Raw genomic sequence first — 20,991 nt, 5'->3', positions numbered from 1 at the left:
CGGCGGCAGCAGCGCCGGGGCGGCGAGCTCGCTGGGCGCGGGGACGTAGGGCGAGCGCCCGGCGAGCACGTCGCACGCGCCGGCCCAGTGGGGGAGACCGGGGGCGACGAGACCGATGCCGTCGATCCAGGCGGTGAGGGGGGGCTGGCTCATGCGGCGCTCCCGAAGACGAGGCTGCAGTTGCTGCCGCCGAAACCGAAGGAATTGCTCAGCGCCCGGCGCACGCGGCCGTCACGGCTGGCGAGCAGGTAGTCGAGGGGAAGCGCCGGATCGAGCTGGCGGGTGTGGGCGCCGGCGGGGAGGAAGCCGTCCTCGAGGGCGAGGGCGCAGACGATGGCTTCGAGGGCGCCGGCGGCACCCAGGGTGTGACCGGTGAGGCCCTTGGTCGAGCTGCACGGCACGCGGTTGCCGAACAGCTGGCCGACGGCGCAGCCTTCGGCGGCGTCGTTGTTGAACGTGGCGGTGCCGTGGAGGTTGATGTAGTCGATGGCGTCGGGGGCGAGAGCCGCGTCGGCGAGGGCCGCTTCCATGGCCTGGCGGGCGCCGCGGCCTTCGGGGTGGGGCGAGGACATGTGGTAGGCGTCGCTCGACTCGCCGCAGCCCAGCAGCAGCACGCCGGGGGTGTCGTCGGCGGGGCGTTCGAGTAGGACGAAGGCGGCCGCCTCGCCGATCGAGATGCCCTGACGCGTCGCGTCGTAGGGCCGGCAGGGTTCGGGGGCGGTGAGTTCGAGGGAGGCGAAGCCGTGCAGGGTGGTGAGGCAGAGGCTGTCTGCGCCGCCCACCAGGCAGGCGTCGATGAGGCCGGTGTGGATCATCCGCGCCGCGGCGGCGAAGACCTTGGCGGACGATGAGCAGGCCGTGGAGACCACCGCGGCCGGGCCTTCGAGTCCGAACCAGGCGCGCACGAAGGCGGCCAGGGAATAGGTGTTGTGGGCGCCGGCGTAGTTGAAGCCGGCCGGCAGGGCGCCGTCGGCGCCTCGCTGGCGGAAGGCGGCTTCGGTTTCGAGGATGCCGGAGGTGCTGGTGCCGAGGATCACCCCGACCCGGCGGGCGCCGTGACGGGCGATGGCCGCGCGCACCGCGGCGTCGAAGCCGTCGGCCTCGAGCCCGCGGCGGGCCAGGCGGTTGTTGCGACAGTCGAACCGGGCAAACGGGGGGGGCAGCGGGGCGTCGTCGAGATCGGCGACTTCACCGATCCAGGTGGGCAGCGCGGTGCCCTGGAATGCGCACGGGGCGAGTCCGCTGCGGCCATGTCGCAGTGCGTCGCGAAACGGGGCCAGTCCGTCGCCGACGCAACTGACCTGGGTGTAGTGGGCGAGGTGAAGGGGTGTCACGGGCGCACTCGGTGGGGAGGTCGCGGAAGTTTACCAGAATGCCAAACGGGGACCGGCGAGGGGTGGGTTCAGTCGGGCCGGGCCAGGATCAGGATGTTGGCGAAGCCGGCGCCGCCCATCGGATGGGTTTCGCAGCGGAAGCCGAGGCGGATCAGCAGTTCGAGCCAGGCGTCGAGGGGGCGGCCGTGGAGGGCGGGCCAGCGGGCGCAGTGGCCGAACACGACGAGGCTGTCGGTGAGCCGGGAGAGGCGGTAGGCGAGGCCGGCGGAGGCGTCGCCGACACGCAGCAGCAGGCGTGCGTCGGCGGCAAGCTGGGCGCGGATGCGGGCAAGGAGCGCTTCCTGGGCGGTGGCGGGGATGTAGTGCAGGACGTCGATGAGGGTGACGACGTCCACCGGCGGGATGACGGCGCGGGTCATGTCGCCGGTGTCGAGGTGGATCGCCGGGTCGTGGCCGAGGGCGAGGTTGCCGCGCCGCACCGCGCTGTCGAGGAGCTCGACGCCGGTGTAGCGGGCGAGGCGCGGCGGGGGCGGATGGCCGGCGGGCCAGGCGCCGAGGGCATGGCGTCGGCCTGCGGCCTGGAGCCAGGCGGCGAGCAGGCCCTGGCCGCAGCCCAGGTCGAGGTAATGGCCGCGGGCGGGCAGCAGGCCAGGGCGCAGCAGGGTGCCGAACAGGGGGTCGCCGGCGAGCTTGCCGCGGGCGAAGTGGTAGGCCCAGCGGCCGGCGGGGCGATAGGCTTCGGCGGCTTCGACGGCGAGCTGGCGCAGTGGGGCGCTCATTGGCAGCCTTCGGCGAGGGTGACCGGCGTGAGCCCGGCGGCGCGGATTCGCGCCAGCAGTGGCGGCAGCACGGCGAGGATCACCGGTTGGCCATCCGGCGTGCGGGCGGCGTTGCCGTCGTGCAGGAGCAGGATGTCGCCGGCGGCGAGGCCGTCGCCGAGGCGGGCGAGAACCTGCTGCGGGTTGCCGTTGCGGGTGTCGTAGGCGCGGCGCGTCCAGGCGGCGAGGCGCAGGTCGAGGTGGGCCAGGGCCGGGTCGAGGAAGGGGTTGCGCAGCCCGGCGGGGGCGCGGAAGAAGCGTGGGGCACGCCCGGCAAGTGCGCCGAGGCTGGCCTGGGCGGCGGCGACTTCGGCCCTCATGGCGGCGTAGCCGAGGGTCGAGAAGCGTTTCCAGTGGTGTTCGGAGTGGTTCTCGACCGCGTGACCGCGGGCCACGATGTCGCGGACGAGCCCGGGGTGGGCGGCGGCCCGGCGGCCGATGCAGAAGAAGGTGGCGCGGGCGTCGGCGGCATCGAGCAGGCCTAGCACGCGGGGGGTGACGGCCGGGTCGGGGCCGTCGTCGATGGTGAGTGCGATCTCGCGGCGGGCGACGGCGGCGGGGGGCAGACGGGTGAGGTTGGGGCCGAGCAGGCGGCTGCGCGGCAGCAGGCCGGCGGCGGTGAGCGCGGCGTGGTTGGCGAGCAGGGCGCCGACGGCGACGGGCCAGCCGGCGGGATCGACGAGCAGCCCGACGCCGGCTGCGGCGTGCAGGCCGGCGCTGAGGGTCAGGAAGGGGCTGGGCTGCCAGCGGGCCATGAGGTCAGGACGCGACGCGCGTGGGCGGGCGCCGGGCGAGGATCGCCGAGAGCAGCAGGGTGAGCACCGCGCCGGGGCCGACGGTGATGCCGATGGCCTTGAGCACCGGGACCGGCGAGATCGCCAGGATGCCGAAGCCGATGACGGTGGCGAGGTTGGCGAGGAGCAGCGAGGCGAGGGTGCGCGGGTCGTCGGCGGGGTTGGCGTCGGGGCGGTCGAAGAACAGGGCGTAATTGGAGCCGACCGCGACGATCAGCAACATGCCGACCAGATGCAGCAGGGTGAGGCGTTCGCCGGCCAGGGCGAGGCCGGCCATGACCAGCAGTTCGGCGATCAGCAGCGGGGCGAGCACCCGGGCCAGGCGGCCGGGGCTGCGCAGGACGGCGGCCATCAGCAGGACGATGGCGAGGCTGCCGGCCAGCGACAGCAGGATCGCTTCGTCGAGGTAGGCCCGGTAGAGGGCGGAGGATTCGCCGAAGATGTCCACGAACAGGGCGTCGTTGCCGGCGCCCTCCAGCGCGGCGCGCACGGCGGCGGGGTCGAGGGGCTGGTCGCCGGCGGGGGCGCGTAGTGGCATCAGCACGGTCCAGCCGGTGGGGCGCTGCAGCAGGAGGGAGTCGACGGCCAGCGCGAGGGTGGAGCCGCGCAGGCTGTCGGGGGTGAGCAGGGGCTGGCGGCGGGCCGCGTCGACGGCGTCGAGGAAGGGGGTGAGCCGGCTGGCGGACAGGGGCTGGCCGTCGAGGGCCGCGTCGAGGCGGCGGGCCAGCTCGGCGCGTTCGGGCAGGGCGTGCTGGCGGGCGGCCTGGGTGGCGGTGCTGGGCAGGAAGCGGGCCGGGCTCTCGTAGCCGCCGAGGGTGCCGGCGGCGACCAGGCCGTCGAGGCGGGCGCCGACCTTTTCGGCGGCGGCCAGGGCGGCTTCGCGGTCGGCGGCCTTGAGGACGACGAGGTAGCGCAGGTCGGGGGCGCCGAGGTCGGCGCGCAGGCGCTGGTCGAGGGCCTGGTCGGCGTCGGAGACGGGGCTGAGGCCCGACAGGGTGGCGCTCCAGACCCGGTCGTGGTGGGTGACGAGCACGCCGATGGCGGCCACCGCCAGCACCGCGATCAGCGGGCGCAGTCGGGTGAGGTGCTGCCACAACCCGGCCACCGCGACGCCGACCGGGCGGATGTCGCGGATCGGCAGGCCGGCGGGGCGCAGGTGCGGGAGCACGAAGCGGGTGATGGCGGCGGCGGTGACGAGGCCGGCGATGGAGTACAGGCCGAGCTGGGCGAGGCCGGGGAAGCCCGAGAACAGCAGCGAGGCGAAGCCCATGACCGAGGTGAGCACGCCGAGCCGGATGGTGGGCCAGAAGCGCGCCATCCAGTTGCCGGGGCTGCCGTCGCGCTCGGCGCCGTCGGACTGCACGAAATAGTAGATGCTGTAATCGACCGCTTCGCCGATCAGGGTGGTGCCGAAGCCGATGGTGAGCCCGTGCACCGTGCCGAAGCCCAGCGCCACCGCGGCGATGCCGGCCAGGGCGCCGCTGGCGACGGGAATCAGGCCGAGCACCACGGCGGTGGGCGAGCGGTAGATCAGCAGCAGCAGGCAGATCACCATGACGCTGCCGGCGGTGGACAGGCGCACGGCCTCGGACTGGATCGCGGCGCGGGATTTGACCGCGAACACCGCGGCGCCGGAGACCAGCACGCGGGCGTCGGGCTGGTTGGCGGCGACCGCCGCGAAGTCGCTGTGGATGCGCGCGATGGCGACTTCCTGGGCGTCGGTGTCGGAGCCGCTGGCGCGGGTCTGGAGCATCAGGATGGCGCGCTGGCCGTCCTTCGAGACCCACGCGCCGTGGGCGCTGGCGGGGCCGCCGCCGGTGTCGAGGCTGCCGATCAGCTCGACGATCTCGCCGGTGGGGTCCTGCGGGAGGATTTTCTTGAGCATCATGCCGGCGGGCGAGCCGAGCAGGTCGATGCTGCTGCCGATGGCCTCGCGCAGGCCGGCGACGCTGAAGCGCTCGGGGGTGACGGCGCGGCTGAGGAGGTAGCGGTTGTTGAAGAGGAGATCCCGGTCCACCGCCAGGGCGGCGGGGTCGCCGTTCTGCACCGAGCGGAACTGGCCGGATTCGTCGAGCCGCCGGGCCAGCGCGCGGGACAGGTCGGCGCGGGCCTCGGGGCTGGCGCCCTCGATGCCCACCAGCAGCAGGCGCGACAGCACGCCTTCGGTGAGCTGATCCACCAGCAGCTGCTGGGCGGGCGTCGGGCTGCGCGGCAGGAAGGCCGACATGTCGGCGGTGTAGTGGGCGCGCAGGGCCACCGCGGCGCACAGCGCGAGTCCGATCAGCCAGACCAGGACGTGACGGTGCAGGCGCGGCGTCATGGCGTGGCGACGGGTTCGATGGACATCACGGCGCGGTCGCCGTCGGCCTGCAGGTATTCGACGCTGCCCACCTGGCCGCGCTTGCCGCCGATGGTGATGCGGGTGACCAGTTCGGCGATGCGGGTGTCGCTGGGCGAGAGGGTCAGCGTCCAGGCCTCGCGGGTGCCGGCGAGGTGCAGGGCGTAGTTGCGTTCGAGCGCGGCGCGGTTGCCGGACAGGGTGCCGCGGATGCTGGCGACGAAGGCGAGGATCTCGGGCTGCTCGGTCAGGCGCAGGGTGATCTTCTGCTTGCCGCGCTCGACGACGATCTGGTCCTTGTCGAGGAGCAGCAGCTCGGGCCGGGGCTTGAGGGTGCGCTTTTCGAGGTAGTCGGGGGCGACGTAGCGCATCTCGCCGGACGACACCACCGGGCGGTCGAGCAGCGCGATGTACTTCTTTTCGGTGAAGGTGGCGCGGCCCCCGGGGTTGCGGGCGAGCTCGCCCATCAGGGTGGCCACGTCCCAGGCGGCGCGGGCCGGCGCGGCGCCGGCGAGCAGGAGAAGGGCCGCGAGGGGCGCGGCGAGGGCGGGGCGAAAATTCATGGGCGCGGGCCGGCGCCATCGGGGCGCCAGAAATCGAAGAAGTTGAACCAGTTGTAGGGCGCGCTGCGGCAGCATTGTTCGAGCTGTTGGGCATAGGCGCGCTGGGCGGCGTCGATGGCGGCGTCGCGGCCCTCGCGGTCGACCGCCGAGAAGTCGGCAAGTTGCGCGAACCGCAGGCGGTAGCGGTTGCCGCCGAGGTACAGCGCGGTCATGAACAGCACCGGGCGGCGCAGCATCGCGGCGAGGCGGAAGGGGCCGAGGGGAAACTCGGCAGGGGCGCCGAGGAAGTCCTGTGGGCGGGTGTCGGCCTGGGGCGTGCGGTCGGCCAGCACGCCGATCATCTGGCCGGCGTCGAGGCGGTCGCGTAGCTGGAGCATCGAATCGAGCCGGCCGAGGGCGAGCACGTCCTGAACGGCGGCCGGGTTGATGGCGGCGAGCACGCTGTTGAGTTTGCGGGCGTTGTCTTCGTGCATCAGCATGCAGACGGTGTGCCGGGTGTGATGGCGGCCGAGGGCGCGCAGGGCTTCGAAGCTGCCCAGATGGGCGCCGAACAGGAGCACGCCGCGCCCGCCGGCGAGGGCCGCGTCCACCTGCTCGGCGCCGTCGATCTGGATGTCGAAGAGGTCGAAGCGCTCGTTGAGGAAGTAGATGCGGTCGTGGATGGTGGTGGCGAAGGCGAGGATGTGCCGGTAGCGGTCGGCGAGGGTGGGCGCGCGGCCGAGGGCGCGGGCGAGATAGGCGCGCGAGGCGCGGCCGGCGGCCGGCGCGAAGGCGACGAAATAGGCGGCGATGCCGTGCAGCACGACGCGGCTGAGGCGTCGCCCGAGGGTGAGCGACAGCCAGGCCATGAAGCGCATGATGGCCGCGCTGCTGCGTTCGGACTGGCGGGTCCAGGATGCGGCGGCGGCCGGCGGGGTGTCCGCCGGCCCGCTCACGGCGCGGCTCCGAGGCGGAAGCTGCCGGTGGCGACCGGCGTGTCGCCGTGCCGGATGTCGAAGCGCAGGGCGGTGGCGCTGGGGGCGCCGTAGTCGAAGGCGAGCTCGGCCCCGGGCGGCACCGGGCGCAGGAACTTGGCGCTGGCGAGGCCGGTGATCGCGAGCCCGGCCGGGGCGCGCCGCAGGGCTTCGTCGAGCAGCACGACGCCGGGCAGGATCGGCCGGCCCGGGAAATGGCCAGGGAAGGCGGGATGGTCGGCGGGGACCGTCCAGCGCGCGGCGCTCATTTGCCGACTCCGGCGTGGGCGGCGAAGAGGGCCAGGAGTTCGGCCCGCGGCAGCTTGCTGGCGGCGTTGCGCGGCAGGCTGGCCACGAAGATCAGCGGGCGCGGCAGGAACACCGGGTCGATGCGCTGGCGCAGCGCGGCGAGCACGTCGCGGGCGGTGAGGCCGGGGGCGACGACGGCCGCGCGCAGGCGGGTGACGTGGTCGTCCGGTTCGTCGTCGGGCATCAGGAAGGCGCCGTCCTCGACGCCGGGAATGCCGCCCAGTTGCTCGTTGAGATAGGCCAGCGAGGTGCGTTTGCCGGCGATGTTGATGAGGTCGGCGTTGCGGCCGTGGAGGATGAAGTGGCGCTCGTCGACGGGTTCGAGCACGTCGGAGAGCGGCACGGTGCCGTCCACGTGGCCGCCCCGGGCGGCGTGGCCGTCGCCGTGGGCGACCAGGCGCACGTCGCCGAGCAGTTGCCAGGCGCGCGTCGCGGTGGCACGGCGGCTGGCGAGCTGGCCGGTCTCGGTGCAGCCGTAGATTTCGAGCAGCGGCGCGCCGAGGTCGGCCTCGGCGCGGCGGGCGAGGGCTTCGGACAGCGGCGCGGTGGCGGACAGGATGAAGTCGAGGGGCGGCACCGCCACCTCGGCGTCGAGCAGGGCGCGCAGGTGGAAGGGGGTGGTGATGAGGGCGCGCGGCTGCGGTACGGCGGCGAGCGCGGCGGCGATGTCGGCGGGGTAGAAGGGGCGCCCGTGCCACAGGGCGGCGCCGCCGTGCAGGCAGATCAGCACCGTGGATTCGAAGCCGTACATGTGCTGGGCCGGCACCGTGCCGACGAGCACGTGGCCGGCGGCGCCGAGGCGCTCGGCTTCGGCGAGGCCATTGACGACGAGGCTGCCCCAGGTCTTGGTGTGGGTGCCGGGCACGCCGGTGGAGCCGGAGGTGTAGACGTGGGCGATGACGCGCTCGACCGGAATCCGCGGCACCGGCAGCGGGTCGGCGCCGACCGGGGCGGACGGCGGGATGGCGAGGCCGGGCAGGCCGCCGACGGCGCCCTGGCCGTCGTGGATGCAGAGCAGGTCGGGCGTGCCGGCGGAGAGACGGGCGACGGTCTCGTCGGTGAGGTTGGGCGGCAGCAGGCTGACCCGTCCGGCGACCGCGGCGGCGGCGAGGCCGACGAGGAAGTGGTAGCGGTCCTGGCAGGTGTTGAGGACATGGCCGCCGGGCGGGAAGAGGGCGGCGAGTGCGGCCACGTCGGCGAGGAACTGGTTGCGGCTGACCGGGCCGTCGGCGCGCCAGGCGATGACGCTGTCGGGGCGCGGGTGGTCGGTGAGGGGCAGGGTGGACGCGTTCATTGCCGGATCGGGTTGCCGGGGACGGTGGGGGCCTGCGGGGCGGCACCGGGCTGGGTGCTGGCCATGTAGGCACGGATCGAGTCGAGGATGCCGTGGCGCTCGTCGGCCGGGATGACGCGGCGGCGCACGAGGCCTTCGACGAGGAACATCAGCACCAGCGAGGGCAGGTAGGCGACGTTGGAGAACAGCGACCAGGCCTCGGGGCTGGCGAAGGCGTAGAGCAGCGCGGACAGCGCGGCGCTGAGCACGAAGAACAGCGCCCAGGCCAGGGTGAGGCGGCGCGTGTAGCGCAGCACCGCGGGGCTGGGGTAGGGCTGCAGCACGGTGGCGAAGGTGGTGCACGCCGGGGTGCGCCCGCCGGTGAGGGTGAGGCCGAAGAAGCCGCCGAGGGCGAGGTTGGTGGCGAGGTACTGGAGCAGGTAGAGGCGGCTCATGTGGCCGGCGAGGTTGGCCTGCAGCAGCGGCCAGACGAGCGCCACCCCGGCCGCCACGGCGAGGGCGCCGAGCACACCGCCGAGCCGCCCGAAGCGCCGTGCGGCGAATCCGGCCGCCAGCGCGCCGGCGGGCAGCAGGGTCACGATCACCGCCCAGTGGGCGGCGTCGGGGATGGTGCTGACGTAATGGGCGAGTCCGTCGTAACCGGCCAGCGCCAGGCAGGGAAGCAGCAGGGCGAGGAGCGGCGGTTGGCGACCGGTCATGCCTGCATCTGGCGGACGATGTAGTCGGTGAGGTTGCGCAGGGAGCGGAAGATGGTGGCGTTGTCTTCGTTGTCGGCGCGCAACTGGATGCCGTAGCGCTTGGAGATGACCAGCGCGATCTCGAGGATGTCGATGGAGTCGAGGCCGAGCCCGTCGCCGAACAGCGGGGCGTCGGCGTCGATTTCGTCGGGCGTCATGTCGAGGTTGAGGGCGGAGACGATGATCTCGGCGACATCGGCGGTGGTCGGAGGGGTGGCCTGCGCGGCGTCGGGGGTCGTGGTCATGATGGCTTGACGTGGGTTTCGGAGTGGTCAGGCGGCGTCGGCCTTGCGAAAGGCGAGGACGACGTTGCAGCCGCCGAAGGCGAAGGAGTTGGACAGGGCGACGCGGGCGCCGCTGCCGACCAGCGGGGCGCCGACGATGTGGCGCACGCCGCCGCAGGCCGCATCGACGGTGTCGAGGTTGGCGGTTTGCGGCAGGGCGTCGCGGCGCAGCGCGAGCACCGTGGCGACGGCCTCGATGGCGCCGGCGGCGCCCATCAGGTGGCCGTGCATCGACTTGGTGGCGCTCACCGGCACCGCCGGCGCGCGTTCGCCGAAGAGCTGGCGCAGGCTGTCGATCTCGATGGCGTCGCCCTCGACGGTGGAGGTGCCGTGGGCGTTGACGTAATCGACCGCGTCCGGGCTGAGACCGGCGTCGGCCAGGGCCAGCCGCATCGCCCGGACCTGGCCGGCCGGGTCGGGCCGGACCAGGTGGCTGGCGTCGCTGCAGGTGCCGTAGCCGATCATCTCGGCGAGGATCGGGGCGCCGCGGGCGACGGCGTGATCCCAGTTTTCGAGGATCAGGGTGGCGGCACCTTCGCCGAGCACGAGGCCGCTGCGCGCCGGGTGGAAGGGGCGGCAGCTGGCGGGGGCGCCGGCCTCGTCGGCCACGGCGATGACGCGCAGGGCTTCCCAGGCCTTCATGGTGGCGTAGGTGAGGGGCACGTCGCTGCCGCCGGTGACCATCAGGGTGGCCTCGCCGTCGCGGATGCGCTTGTAGCCTTCGCCGATCGCGGAGGCGGCCGACGAACAGGCGGCGACGTAGGTGAGGCTGGCGTTGGCGAGGCCGAGCTGGATCGAGATCTGCGAGGCGGCGGCGTTGCTCATGCCGATCACGACCGACATGGGCGGCAGGCGTTCGCGGCCGTTCTGCCACATTTCCTTGTAGCCGCGCTCGAAGGTGCCGCTGCTGCCCAGCGCCGAACCCCAGGCGACGCCGAACTCGGGGCGCACGACCTTCTCGCCGCGGTCGAAGCCGGCCTGGCGCCAGGCCTCGAAGCTGGCGGCGAGCGCCATCTGCACCGAGCGGTCGGTGGCGCTGGCGATGGGGCGGCCGAGCAGGGTGTCGGCGTCGAAACCGGCGCAGTGCACGGCGGGCTGGGTGACCGGCCGCGGCGGCGCGTCGGCGGTGTGCAGGCGGACGAAGGATTCGCCGGCCAGCAGACGGTCGAAGAAATCATCGGCGCTGACCCCGGCCGGGGTGACGGCACCGAGGCCCGTCACGGCCACGCGGTGGCGGCTCATCGGCTCAGCCCTGCGGGGTGGGCGGGTTGGCGGCGGCCTTGGCCTCGGCTGCGGCGACGAAGCCTTCGACGATGGTCATCATGTCGCCGATGGTGTTGGGGGTCGCGGTGTCCCGGTCGAAGGTGACGTTGAACTTTTCCTCGCACTCGAAGATCAATTCCACCAGCATCAGGGAGTCGACCTGGAGTTCGGCCAGGGTGGTTTCCGGATGGATGGTGGAGGGATCGACGCCGAGGCGGTCGTGGAGGAAATCACGGATGACGGTCAGGATGTCCATGGCGGAATGAAGGCTTCGGCTGGTGGAGGGCGCCAGACACGCTTAAAAACCGGGTCTGGCGCATTTTTATCGACAATTTTACCACGCGACCGGGCACCTGCACCCGGCAGGCCGGGCCTCAGCCCGGGGTGAAGACCTTGCCGGGGTTGAGCAGCCCGAGGGGGTCGAGGGCGGCCTTCAACGACGCCATCACGGCGACCCCGTCGCCATGTTCGGCGCGCAGGAAATCCATCTTGCCCATGCCGATGCCGTGCTCGCCGGTGCAGGTGCCGTCCAGCAGCAACGCCCGCTCGACGATGCGCCGCCCCAGCGCCTCGGCGGCGTGCACCTGGGCCGGGTTGTCGGGCTCGGTGAGGATCACCACGTGGAAGTTGCCGTCGCCCACGTGGCCGACGATGGGGGCGATCAGCCCGGTGGCGGCGATCTCTTCCTGGGTGCCGGCGATGGCCTCGGCGAGGCGCGAGATGGGCACGCACACGTCGGTCGAGATGCCGCGGCTGCCCGGCTGCAGGTTGAGGCAGGCGAACAGCACGTCGTGGCGGGCCTGCCACAGGCGGGTGCGGTCTTCGGGGCGGGTCGCCCACTCGAAATCCTGACCGCCGTTGTCGCGGGCGATCTCCTGCACGGTCTGGGCCTGTTCCTCCACGCCGGTGGGCGAGCCGTGGAACTCGAAGAACAGCATCGGCGATTCCCGCAGGGTGGTCTTGCTGTAGCGATTGACCGCCTGCACCGTGAGGGCGTCGAGCAGTTCGATGCGCGCCACCGGCACGCCCAGCTGGATGGTCTGGATCACCGTGCGCACCGCGCTCGCCACGTCGGGGAAGGAGCAGGTGGCGCTGGAGATCGCCTCGGGCAGTGGGTGCAGCCGCACCGTGAGCTCGGTAATGATGCCCAGGGTGCCTTCCGAGCCCACGAACAGGCGCGTGAGGTCATACCCCGCGCTCGACTTGCGGGCCCGGCCGCCGGTGCGGATCACCCGCCCGTCGGCCAGCACCACCTCCAGCCCCAGCACGTTCTCGCGCATGGTGCCGTAGCGCACGGCGTTGGTGCCGCTGGCCCGCGTCGAGGCCATGCCGCCGAGCGAGGCATCCGCGCCCGGGTCGATGGGAAAGAACAGCCCGGTGCCGTGCAGCGCCGCGTTGAGGGTCTTGCGGGTGACGCCCGGCTGCACCACCGCGTCCATGTCCTCATCGTGGATGGCGACGACCTGGTTCATCTCCGACATGTCCACGCTGATCCCGCCGCGGGTGGCCAGGATGTGCCCTTCCAGCGAGCTGCCGACCCCGAACGGGATGATCGGCACCCGATGTTCGCGGCACAGCTTGACCACCTCCACCACCTCGGCGGTGCTGTGCGGCCACACCACGCCGTCGGGCAGCGCGTCGGGAAAGTGCGACTCGTCGTGCCCGTGGTGGGCACGGACGGCCTCGGCAGTGGAAAAACGCTTGCCGAAGCGCGCGGCAAGGGCTTGGGTGAAGGTGTCGGGCAGGGACATGGCGGGTCTCGGCGATGGAGGGGGAAGTGCGCAGAGGGTAGCGCGGTTTGGGGCCAATCACTACCCGGGGAAGCCCACACCCCAGCGCTCCGCACGGGCCCTTGAAGGGGCGGCTTCAGCCGCCCGCGGACTTTCAATCCACCACCTGCGCCTGCCCCGCCCGCGGATGGGCGACTGGACTGAAGTCGCCCCCACGAAGACCCGGCATGGCTCGGGTTGGCGCCAGCCCCATCGAGAGTCCCGGTTACCCTCGATTGCCTAATTATTAGGCAATCGACCCTCCCGATTACCCTCAGCCGCCTAAACTTTAGGCAATGCCGCCCCATCCTTAGGCTGCGCTGCCTAAAATTTAGGCGACGTCGCCTAAAAATGAGGCGACCGAGGGTGCCGCCCCCCCTCGATTGCCTAAAAATCAGGCAGCGTCGCCTCAAAATTAGGCAACGGAGGGTGGCAATCACCCCCCGTCGATGAAAAACCACCCCCCACCCCCTCAAACCCCGGGCCGGGCTCAGGCCGCGCTATCGGCCTTGGCCGGTGCGGTTCGGCGCACGTTGGAACGCATGGCCTCCTGCAGGGGCGTCACGTTGTCGGCCTTGCCGAAGGTCTTGAGCAGCCGGTAGCCGTCGTAGCTCGCCGAGAGGATGTCGCTGCCCAGGGCCACCTGGGTATCGGCGCACTTGGCCGCCAGCGCCTGCAGGCGGATCAGCCGCGGGCGCAGCGCATCGAAGGCCGCCAGATCGCGCTTCAGCTCGCCCAGATCAAAACCCGGCGGCAGCGCCTGCTTGTTCTGCTCAAGGATCGCCACCGTCTGCCGGCAGAAGGTCTCGCTCTTGTCCCCGATCTTGGTCAGCTGCCGCACCTCGTCCGGCGTGAGCGACACGAACACATCCATCAAGCCCTCGATGGCATCCAGAGCCCCATCGAACTTGGGCAGGTTGTCGGTGAGATCGAGGGAGACGAGGTTTTGAGTCATGGCGGTGCTCCTGACGTTGATTGATGGTGTGCGGAAGCGCATGGAACAGTTGTTTGCGCGGATTGGATAATACATTACGGTATTTTTTTTGCATTATTCGTAAGGCGGCGGTGTCGCCGTGCAATGCGCGCCAACATCGCCGTGATGGCGATGGCTTATGCTTTGCGCAATGACGATTTTGGAGAGCGGTATGCCCGGGCGCTGGAAGGTGTTCATCTCGTATTCGCACAAGGACGAGGCGCGCTGCGATTCGCGCGCCGAGGTCGGGGTCGGCTATCCCCGGGCCTTCCTGACTAGTCTCAAAGCGGCCATCCAGGCCCACGAGGGGCTGCTGAGCAAGGACGAGATCTTCTTCGACGATGAGCGGCTGAGCGTCGAGGCGGAATGGCGGCCTGCCATCGGCAAGGCCCTGGACGAATGCGAGTTGTTGATCTTTCTTGTGAGTCCCCATTCGGTGCTGTCCGAGTTCTGCATGACGACGGAGTTGGCTCGCGCGCTTCAGCGCAACATTCATGTCATCACGGTGTTGCTGCGCCCTCTGCCCGACTGGTACGGGATCAAGGTTCGCAATCCGGAATCGGGCGCAACCAAGCTGCTGGGCGAATGGCATTCGGGTGGCCTGCCGAAAGTGAGCGGAAACGCCAAGCCGGTGAGCGATTGGGGAGCGCAGGAAGACGCCGCCTGGGCCAATGTCACGGAGCGCATCCTGGCCTTCATCAAGGCGCATCCGTTCAAGGGGGCAGACGGCGCCAGTGCGCCGCCCGACCCGGCGCCGCCGCAGCCCATTCCCGCCCCTCTCCCCGATTCCGGGCCGGCGTTCGCGTGCGTTCCCGAAAAATCGCCCGTTCCAGTCGAATCGGCGCTGTGTGCGGCGCTCAGGGCGCATCTCGAACAGCACTGGACGCAAGCCCGGCTGGCGGAGGTCTTTGCCGACGAGCAACTGATCGTGGGGGTCGAGTTGCCCGCCTCGCCGGACACGGTGATGCGCTTCGTCTGTGCCACGGACGACTGCTGCGTGACTCTTGCGGAAGCGGTCGGGTGCCTGCGGGCCTGCAAAGGCAAGCCGGATCTTGGAGAGCCTGTCGAAGGGGCGCTGGTCAGGATGATTCTGGTCATCGCTGAAACCTATCTCCGGGCTGCGGCCGTGGAGGCCGGCTACCAGCCCGGGCGTGAGGAGCCCGTGTGGGAGCAGGAAATCCTGATGGCAAGCCTGATCGCCGCCGAGCGCATGGGCTTCGGCCTCTGCTTCAAGGGCGGAAAACGCGAACCCGAATGTGTCTATGCGATCACGCCCCCCGCGGAGGTGCTCGGCGATCCGGACGAAGCGGGGCCCGGCCTCGTGCGTTCGGAGGTGATGCGGGCGCTCGATCGCAGCCAGGTCGCCTCCGGCAATGCAATCAGCGCGGGCTATCTGAAGGCAACGGTGATCCGGCGGCGGCGGGACTTGAAAGCCGATGTCGTGGTCACCGCGCTGGCGGACGGCGCCTACGCGCAGCCCGGGCCGCGCGCCGCGCTGCAGGATTTCCTCGCCCAGTACGAGATTCACGCCTTCTTCCGTAGCGCCGAACGGCAGGATGTTCCACAGTGGGCGCTCGCGGTGATCGGCGATCTGCAAAATGCCCTGGCGGAGGCATTTCCGCCGGAAACGAAAACAGGAGCGGAGCAAAAGATGGCAAATCCGGCAAAAGACGGGAGCAACGGGAACGTTGTAAATAACTACAACATCAACGCGTCGGGTGGCGCCGTCAATTTTGGGGATCACGCCAAGGTGGCGGGCCGCGATATCCACGCGGGTAGCCCCGCCGACTGGAACACGGTGGCTCAGGCCTTGACGGCGCTCCAGGCATCCATCGCGGCATTGGCCGATGGCGTGCCGCAAAAGACGCGGCTGCTTGCCGATCTGAAAGAGGTCAGCGCCGTGGTCGAGACGGGCAAGCCCAGCGAAGGCGACGCCAGACTCGTCAAGCGCTGCCTCGAAGGCTTGAAGCAGGGCGCAGAGGCCGTGGAGAACGGCGGCAAGATCGTCGAGAAGATTTCGCCCGTGTGGGACGGCCTCAAGGCCGCGTGGCCCGCCTTTCTGGCTTTGATTTCCTGAGGACACCCCGATGACCCAGCCCAAATCCCCCTTTGTCGGCCTGCAGGCCGGCACGATCACCCGACTCGACAAGACAGAAGCGTATTCACAATCCTGGCACCAGTGGTCGCAGCCGGAGATCGACGCGCTGACCCTCGCCTACGCGGCGGGTCGGCCGCTGCTGGTGCGCGGGGAGCCCGGCACCGGCAAGACCCAGCTGGCCCGTGCGGCGGCCCAGGCCCTTGGCTGGAAGCTGCACGCCGAAACCATCCACCCCCGTTTCGAGCCCCACGAGTTGCGCTTCCGTTTTGATGCAATCAAGAGGTTGGCGGATGCCCAGGCCCAGGTAGGCGGCAAGGGGGCTGAAGCCTTGAACGACCGTCTATATTGGCGCCCGGGCGTGCTCTGGAAAGCCTATGGGTGGGCGTCGGCGACTCGGTTCATGTCCGCGGAGGAAGGCAACGGCGAAGTCAAAGGCCATGTCGTCCTCATCGACGAGATCGACAAGGCCGACAGCGACCTGCCCAACAGCCTGCTGGAGGTGCTGGCCCAGCGCAGCTTTCACGTGGAGCCGGTGGCCGCGCCCATCGGCGGCCCCGGCGTGCAGGCGCCCCTGATCGTCATCACCACCAACGAAGAACGGGATCTGCCCGCCGCCTTCCTGCGCCGCTGCATCGTGCTGTCGCTGGCGGCAGACAGCGCTTACGCGGGCTGGCTGGTGGCGCGGGGCAAGGCCCACTTCGGGGCGCTGGAAAATATCGACGGGCGGGCGCAGCCCCTGCTGCACGACGACGTGCTGTGGCAGGCCGCCGAGCAACTGGTGAAGGACCGGGATGCCGTCGCCGGCCACAACCTCGCCAAGCCCGGCCTCGCCGAATATCTCGACCTGCTCTATGCGCTGCACGCCCTCTTCAAGGATGAACCCGACGCGACAACGCGCACCGCGGCCCAGCTCAAGTGGCTCGACCGCCTGTCGGCCTATGGATATCTGAAACACGCGGTCGAAGACCCGGCAAGCGCCGCCCATCAGCCCGCCCAGGCGAGCCAGCGCAGCCAGCGCGCAGCCGGGGAGCCGCGCTGAATGGGCCATCTCCGGCTCAGCGGCCGCGCCGATCTGCTCCGGGCGCTGGCGGATGCCCACGGCGGCGACCCCGACGCCGTTCCCGACGCGGGGATGACCCGCCTCGCCCGGCTGCTCGAGCTGTTTCCCCAGCCGCCGGCAAGCGGCGACGGCCGGCACGTGGACAAGACTGCCGGCAGGGACGCGCCGCCGCCCAACGACGACGAGGCGCGCGTGGGTGGCGGCGACTGCCCCAACGAGTCGCCGCCGCCTGCGCGGCGAGCGCCGCTGCAAGCCCGCTTCTTCATGGTGCTGGCGTCCCGCGAGCTGCCCACCAGGGACGACGCAGCCTCCCCGCCGGAACCGCTCCAACCCCTCACCCCGGCCGACTGCGGGCCGCGCGCCCCCGGTGAGGCGCCGCCCATCACGCCTCTCGTGCCGCGCACTCGCTTGTGGCCGGCCCTGCGCCGCTCCCTGAGCCACGTCCACGCCGGCGGGGTTGATGTGGGGGCGCTGGTGCGGCGCCTGTCCCGCGCCGAGAATCTCCGGCGCCTGCCTCGCCTCACCCGTCGTGGCGCCGGGGGCGAGGCGTGGGTCGTGTTCGACATTGCCCGTCGCCTGATCCCCTACGAGCAGGATTTGGCGGGGATCGTTGGCGAGGTCCGACGGCTGCTGGGGGCGGGCAAGGTGCGCCTGTGGTGGGTGTCGGACTCGCCCGATGCGGTGCTCACCGTGCAGCATGGCCGGGGCGCGGCGGTGGCGTTCGCCGGTCGTATCCCGGCGCCACCTCCCGGCACGCCGGTGCTGATCCTCGGCGACCTGGGCCTGCTGTCCCGCGACGGGCAGAGCGCGCCCCGGTGGACGCTGTTCTGCCGCCGCATGGCCGCCGCGGGCGCCCGCCCGCTGGCCTGGGTGCCCGCCTCGCCCCGGCTGGTCAGCCGCGAGGCGGCCCGGCACGCCAGCGTGCATTGCCTCGGCGCCGGCGACCTGCACCCCGTCAAACCCGGGCGTTGTGCCGAGCAGCCCCCGTGGCCCGACGAAACCCTGCACCGCCTGCTCGACCGCATGGCCTGCTGTGTGCGCGTCGAGCCGGCCTTGCTGCGCAGCCTGCGCCTCGTGTCGCCGGACACTGCGGCCGAGCCAGGGCTGGAGGCGCTGGCGTGGGATCACCCGGCGGATGTCCGCGCAGGCTATCGCGTCTGCGAAATCGCCGCCTCCGCCCAGGCCCGCCATCGCGCGGCCTTCGCCGCGCTGGGGGCGACGGAGGGCGGGCGCGCCGAGCAGAACGAGACGCTACGGCGGATGCTGGCGCTCCATGCCTACCAGGGCCGGTCCACCGAATCGCTGGAGGCGTTGATCTGGCGCGCCCACGCTGGCCGCCTGCCGGATGAGTTCAGACCGGCGGTGGAACGCGCCGGCGAGTGGATGGCCCGGGCCGGCCTCCAGCCGGACGGCAGGGTGGGGAATGTCGTGAGCTACGCCAGAGACCTGTTCACCCGGCAGGGCGGCGATGCGCGCCTGATGGACGAGCACTCGGCGCGGCTCGCGCCGATCTGGGCGGTGGCCGATGTGGCGCACATTCCGGCCGGCCTCGATTCCCGGGATGTGGCGAAGGCGCTGCGTGGGCCATCGGGCGGTGCCACACGCCGAGCAATGGAACTGGTGACGGAGAACAATCGCCCGTATTTGATCGACGCAAAAAAGATGAAGTCAGCCCGGGTGATGTGGCACTACCAGGACGTTGGCAAGCGGAGCGATGCGGCGTATGTGCATTGGCCGCTCGTGACGGTTCCGGAGGTCTTCGAGTGGAGCGCGTCGGGGGGCGGGCTGCGGCAGAAGATCGCCGGAAACGGGGAGCGCCTGGGCTTGCCCTTCGATGGCGCGGGGCCGGCGCGCCCTCATGAACTGGTGGCCGGAGCGCAGGCCTACCGCATCGGTGGCGTCACCCGGCCATCGTGGGCGGCGGAGTGGGGGATGGACAAGGACGGCCTGTATGCCCTCGCCCCCAATCCCTTTGGCGAGCCGATCAAGCTGCGCTGGTCGGAGCAAGGGGGGGAAGACGCCACCAGCGGCTCGCCTCCGGGCGGGCGGGCATTTCAGGCCGCCCCGGTGGAGGTGGAAACGGGGATCGAGCTTGGCGCCGACATCCAGTTCGGCCTCTACCTCGACGTCCCCTTCGGCTCCGCCACCCAGCGTTTTCGTTGGATCGAGCCTGGGGAGTTTGTGATGGGCTCGCCGGAGGGGGAGGAGAGACGTTTGGGCGACGAAGGCCCGCAGCACGTGGTGAGATTGAGGGAAGGCTACTGGCTTGCGGAGACGGCGTGCAGCCAGTTGGTATGGGATTCGGTGATGGGGAGCAACCCCAGCCGATTCAACGAAGACTCGCAGAACCCGGTGGAGCAGGTGAGCTGGGATGACGTGCAGGGCTTTTTGAGGGAAGTGGAAAAGCGCTTGCCGGGCGTGAAGGCGGATTTGCCGACGGAGGCCGAATGGGAATACGCCTGTCGTGCGGGTAGTGAGAAGGCGTTCAGCTGGGGCGATGGGATCACGCCGGATCAGGCCAACTACGACGCGAGGACAAGCTACGCCAATGGCCCGACGGGTGAGTACCGGGGAAAGACGGTGCCGGTGAGATCGTACGAACCGAACGCGTGGGGCTTGTACCAGATGCACGGGAACGTGTGGGAATGGTGCGCGGACGGCCTGCGGTATTACGACGGGGCGGTGCAGGTTGATCCGCGGGGCCTGGCGGGGGGGGAAGCCGATGCCCCGCGCGCCGTGCGCGGCGGGTCGTGGATCGACGACCCGCTCTGGCTGCGCGCTGCCTTCCGCTTCCGCAGGCTCCGGGGCGAGCGCTACGTCGACCTGGGCTTCCGTTTCTCCCTGAGGTCCACAAGCCAGCCAGGGGGCGCGGAGCGCCCGCCGGAGGCGGCGGTGGCCCCGGAGCATTTATTGGCTCCGCTTGACTCAAATGAGCAATCGAGTTTCGTCAAAGTAAAACTCGAAGAATTTGATAGTGCATCCTTGAGGAAGTCCGCCGATTTGCGCAATACAGGCACGGGGAGCCTGCTCGATTACATGGCGAATGTGATTGCGAAGCCCGAACCTGTAAATGGTCCGATGCCGTGGTCGAAGCTCCGCGAAACGATACCGGTGGGGAAGCGGTCGAGGCCAAAGTCAAAATATCGGGGTGAAAAGTGACTCAAGCTTCCACGCGGTATATGACCCCCGACCTCACCTGGCCCCCCGAGCCCCAGCGCTGGCCGCCGGTGTTTCCGCCGGAGTGCGCCTGTGCGTGGGGGGATGATCGTTTCGGGTTGTGGATCGATGTGGTGCTCGGCGGGCCGGTGCAGCGTTTTCGCTGGATCGAGCCTGGGGAGTTTTTGATGGGCTCGCCGGAGGGTGAGGAGGGGCGTGATGACAATGAAGGCCCGCAGCATTTGGTGAGATTGATGGAAGGCTACTGGCTTGCGGAGACGGCGTGCAGCCAGGCGGTGTGGCAGGCGGTGATGGGCCGCAATTCCAGCGACTTCAAGGACGACCCGCAGAATCCGGTGGAACGTGTGAGCTGGGGCGAGGTGCAGGGATTTTTGCGGGAAGTGGACCTGCGCCTGCCTGGGGTGAAGGCGGCGCTACCGACGGAGGCGGAGTGGGAGTACGCGTGCCGTGCGGGCAGCGAGACGGTGTTCAGCTGGGGCGACGGGATCACGGCGGAGCAGGCCAACTACGACGCGACGTACAGCTACACCAATGGCCCGACGGGCAAATGGCGGGAAAAGACGGTGGCGGTGAGAAGCTTCGCCCCGAACGCGTGGGGCCTATACCAGATGCACGGCAACGTATGGGAATGGTGTGCGGGCGGTTGGCGGGATTACGACGGCGAGGCGCAAATTGACCCGCGCGGCCCGGAGGGCGTCATCTGCGTGCTGCGCGGCGGGTCGTGGATTAACCACGGCCGGTTCTGCCGCGCTGCTTACCGCTTCAGGAACGATGAGCCGGGCCACTACTTCAACTGGCTTGGCTTCCGCCTTGCCCTCAGGTCAAAGGGCCCGGAGGGCCTGCCGGAGGCGGTGGTGGCCCCGGAGGGGCCGCAGGGCGCCCGCGATGCGGCCAACACCGAGTGGCAGCGCGACCTGTCGGTGAGCCACGGGAATATCGGCGACGTGCTCCAGGCCCAGGGGGACGGGCCCGGCGCCCTCGCCGCCTACCGCAACAGCCACGCCATCGCGGAAGCCCTCGCCGCCCGCGACCCGGCCAACACCGAATGGCAGCGCGACCTGTCGGTGAGCCACAACAAGATCGGCGACGTGCTCGGCGCCCAGGGCGACGGGCCCGGCGCGCTGGCGGCCTACCGCAACAGCCTCGCCATCTTTGAAGCCCTCGCCGCCCGCGACCCGGCCAACACCGAATGGCAGCGCGACCTGTCGGTGAGCCACGACAGGATTG

General features: G+C 70.8%; 18 protein-coding genes. 4 read left to right on the top strand and 14 right to left on the bottom strand.

Annotation, left to right across the window (positions count from 1 at the left end; genetic code table 11):
* Nucleotides 1-149: 149 nt before the first annotated feature.
* From ACE3P2_RS07125 to ACE3P2_RS07060, 14 genes are all read right to left on the bottom strand, one after another.
* Entirely contained in the window at nt 150-1,334 is a 1,185-nt protein-coding gene (locus ACE3P2_RS07125; protein ID WP_374262699.1) for a beta-ketoacyl-[acyl-carrier-protein] synthase family protein, read from the bottom strand.
* A gap of 68 nt (nt 1,335-1,402) precedes the next feature.
* On the bottom strand, nt 1,403-2,113 hold the full coding sequence (locus ACE3P2_RS07120; protein WP_374262696.1) for a class I SAM-dependent methyltransferase: 711 nt from the start codon (nt 2,111-2,113) through the stop codon (nt 1,403-1,405).
* Nucleotides 2,110-2,907 (bottom strand): polysaccharide deacetylase family protein, encoded by a 798-nt coding sequence (locus tag ACE3P2_RS07115; protein WP_374262693.1) that lies wholly within the window; start codon nt 2,905-2,907, stop codon nt 2,110-2,112. Before ACE3P2_RS07115 ends, ACE3P2_RS07120 begins: the two co-directional genes overlap by 4 nt.
* A gap of 4 nt (nt 2,908-2,911) precedes the next feature.
* A complete protein-coding gene (locus ACE3P2_RS07110; RefSeq protein WP_374262690.1) occupies nt 2,912-5,266 on the bottom strand; it encodes an MMPL family transporter in 2,355 nt (784 codons plus the stop codon).
* Nucleotides 5,263-5,847, bottom strand: a complete 585-nt coding sequence (locus ACE3P2_RS07105) for a LolA-related protein (RefSeq protein WP_374262688.1) — start codon at nt 5,845-5,847, stop codon at nt 5,263-5,265. The genes ACE3P2_RS07110 and ACE3P2_RS07105 overlap by 4 nt, the downstream gene beginning before the upstream one ends.
* Nucleotides 5,844-6,782 (bottom strand): acyl-CoA synthetase, encoded by a 939-nt coding sequence (locus ACE3P2_RS07100; RefSeq protein ID WP_374262686.1) that lies wholly within the window; start codon nt 6,780-6,782, stop codon nt 5,844-5,846. The genes ACE3P2_RS07105 and ACE3P2_RS07100 overlap by 4 nt, the downstream gene beginning before the upstream one ends.
* Complete coding sequence (locus ACE3P2_RS07095) at nt 6,779-7,069, bottom strand: 3-hydroxylacyl-ACP dehydratase (protein ID WP_374262683.1); 291 nt, start codon at nt 7,067-7,069, stop codon at nt 6,779-6,781. The genes ACE3P2_RS07100 and ACE3P2_RS07095 overlap by 4 nt, the downstream gene beginning before the upstream one ends.
* Nucleotides 7,066-8,403: an AMP-binding protein gene (locus tag ACE3P2_RS07090; protein WP_374262680.1), complete on the bottom strand. Its 1,338-nt coding sequence runs from the start codon at nt 8,401-8,403 to the stop codon at nt 7,066-7,068. Before ACE3P2_RS07090 ends, ACE3P2_RS07095 begins: the two co-directional genes overlap by 4 nt.
* Nucleotides 8,400-9,101: a hypothetical protein gene (locus ACE3P2_RS07085; protein WP_374262677.1), complete on the bottom strand. Its 702-nt coding sequence runs from the start codon at nt 9,099-9,101 to the stop codon at nt 8,400-8,402. Before ACE3P2_RS07085 ends, ACE3P2_RS07090 begins: the two co-directional genes overlap by 4 nt.
* Nucleotides 9,098-9,385 carry a phosphopantetheine-binding protein gene (locus ACE3P2_RS07080; RefSeq protein ID WP_374262675.1) on the bottom strand — a complete coding sequence of 96 codons (288 nt, stop codon included), beginning with the start codon at nt 9,383-9,385 and terminating at the stop codon, nt 9,098-9,100. The genes ACE3P2_RS07085 and ACE3P2_RS07080 overlap by 4 nt, the downstream gene beginning before the upstream one ends.
* Nucleotides 9,386-9,412: 27 nt before the next feature.
* Nucleotides 9,413-10,666, bottom strand: coding sequence for a beta-ketoacyl synthase (locus ACE3P2_RS07075; RefSeq protein WP_374262674.1), 1,254 nt, complete (start codon nt 10,664-10,666; stop codon nt 9,413-9,415).
* Between the two features lie 4 nt (nt 10,667-10,670).
* A complete protein-coding gene (locus ACE3P2_RS07070) occupies nt 10,671-10,943 on the bottom strand; it encodes an acyl carrier protein (protein ID WP_374262671.1) in 273 nt (90 codons plus the stop codon).
* Nucleotides 10,944-11,061: 118 nt separating this feature from the next.
* Nucleotides 11,062-12,438, bottom strand: a complete 1,377-nt coding sequence (locus ACE3P2_RS07065; protein WP_374262669.1) for an FAD-binding oxidoreductase — start codon at nt 12,436-12,438, stop codon at nt 11,062-11,064.
* A gap of 508 nt (nt 12,439-12,946) precedes the next feature.
* Complete coding sequence (locus ACE3P2_RS07060; protein WP_374262666.1) at nt 12,947-13,411, bottom strand: hypothetical protein; 465 nt, start codon at nt 13,409-13,411, stop codon at nt 12,947-12,949.
* A 190-nt stretch (nt 13,412-13,601) separates the two neighbouring features.
* Between ACE3P2_RS07060 and ACE3P2_RS07055 the strand changes: the two genes are divergently transcribed.
* The 4 genes from ACE3P2_RS07055 to ACE3P2_RS07040 form a co-directional block, all read left to right on the top strand.
* Nucleotides 13,602-15,506, top strand: a complete 1,905-nt coding sequence (locus ACE3P2_RS07055; protein ID WP_374262664.1) for a toll/interleukin-1 receptor domain-containing protein — start codon at nt 13,602-13,604, stop codon at nt 15,504-15,506.
* Nucleotides 15,507-15,516: 10 nt separating this feature from the next.
* Nucleotides 15,517-16,566, top strand: coding sequence for an AAA family ATPase (locus ACE3P2_RS07050; RefSeq protein WP_374262661.1), 1,050 nt, complete (start codon nt 15,517-15,519; stop codon nt 16,564-16,566).
* A complete protein-coding gene (locus ACE3P2_RS07045; RefSeq protein ID WP_374262658.1) occupies nt 16,567-19,746 on the top strand; it encodes an SUMF1/EgtB/PvdO family nonheme iron enzyme in 3,180 nt (1,059 codons plus the stop codon). It abuts the gene before it with no gap.
* A gap of 20 nt (nt 19,747-19,766) precedes the next feature.
* Nucleotides 19,767-20,991, top strand: a 1,225-nt coding sequence (locus ACE3P2_RS07040; RefSeq protein WP_374262655.1) for an SUMF1/EgtB/PvdO family nonheme iron enzyme, incomplete at its 3' end; no start/stop codon positions are given.

This window comes from Zoogloea sp. (genome assembly GCF_041911615.1).
Taxonomy (GTDB): Bacteria; Pseudomonadota; Gammaproteobacteria; order Burkholderiales; family Rhodocyclaceae; genus Zoogloea.
Note: the sequence above shows the minus strand (reverse complement) of the source record. Positions and strands in the feature narration are given on the sequence as shown.

Coding starts and splice junctions, on each gene's coding strand:
- ACE3P2_RS07105 (WP_374262688.1), bottom strand. CDS start 5,847: ATGAATTTTCGCCCCGCCCTCGCCGCGCCCCTCGCGGCCCTTCTCCTG.
- ACE3P2_RS07045 (WP_374262658.1), top strand. CDS start 16,567: ATGGGCCATCTCCGGCTCAGCGGCCGCGCCGATCTGCTCCGGGCGCTG.
- ACE3P2_RS07110 (WP_374262690.1), bottom strand. CDS start 5,266: ATGACGCCGCGCCTGCACCGTCACGTCCTGGTCTGGCTGATCGGACTC.
- ACE3P2_RS07060 (WP_374262666.1), bottom strand. CDS start 13,411: ATGACTCAAAACCTCGTCTCCCTCGATCTCACCGACAACCTGCCCAAG.
- ACE3P2_RS07120 (WP_374262696.1), bottom strand. CDS start 2,113: ATGAGCGCCCCACTGCGCCAGCTCGCCGTCGAAGCCGCCGAAGCCTAT.
- ACE3P2_RS07095 (WP_374262683.1), bottom strand. CDS start 7,069: ATGAGCGCCGCGCGCTGGACGGTCCCCGCCGACCATCCCGCCTTCCCT.
- ACE3P2_RS07080 (WP_374262675.1), bottom strand. CDS start 9,385: ATGACCACGACCCCCGACGCCGCGCAGGCCACCCCTCCGACCACCGCC.
- ACE3P2_RS07115 (WP_374262693.1), bottom strand. CDS start 2,907: ATGGCCCGCTGGCAGCCCAGCCCCTTCCTGACCCTCAGCGCCGGCCTG.
- ACE3P2_RS07085 (WP_374262677.1), bottom strand. CDS start 9,101: ATGACCGGTCGCCAACCGCCGCTCCTCGCCCTGCTGCTTCCCTGCCTG.
- ACE3P2_RS07065 (WP_374262669.1), bottom strand. CDS start 12,438: ATGTCCCTGCCCGACACCTTCACCCAAGCCCTTGCCGCGCGCTTCGGC.
- ACE3P2_RS07055 (WP_374262664.1), top strand. CDS start 13,602: ATGCCCGGGCGCTGGAAGGTGTTCATCTCGTATTCGCACAAGGACGAG.
- ACE3P2_RS07050 (WP_374262661.1), top strand. CDS start 15,517: ATGACCCAGCCCAAATCCCCCTTTGTCGGCCTGCAGGCCGGCACGATC.
- ACE3P2_RS07090 (WP_374262680.1), bottom strand. CDS start 8,403: ATGAACGCGTCCACCCTGCCCCTCACCGACCACCCGCGCCCCGACAGC.
- ACE3P2_RS07070 (WP_374262671.1), bottom strand. CDS start 10,943: ATGGACATCCTGACCGTCATCCGTGATTTCCTCCACGACCGCCTCGGC.
- ACE3P2_RS07075 (WP_374262674.1), bottom strand. CDS start 10,666: ATGAGCCGCCACCGCGTGGCCGTGACGGGCCTCGGTGCCGTCACCCCG.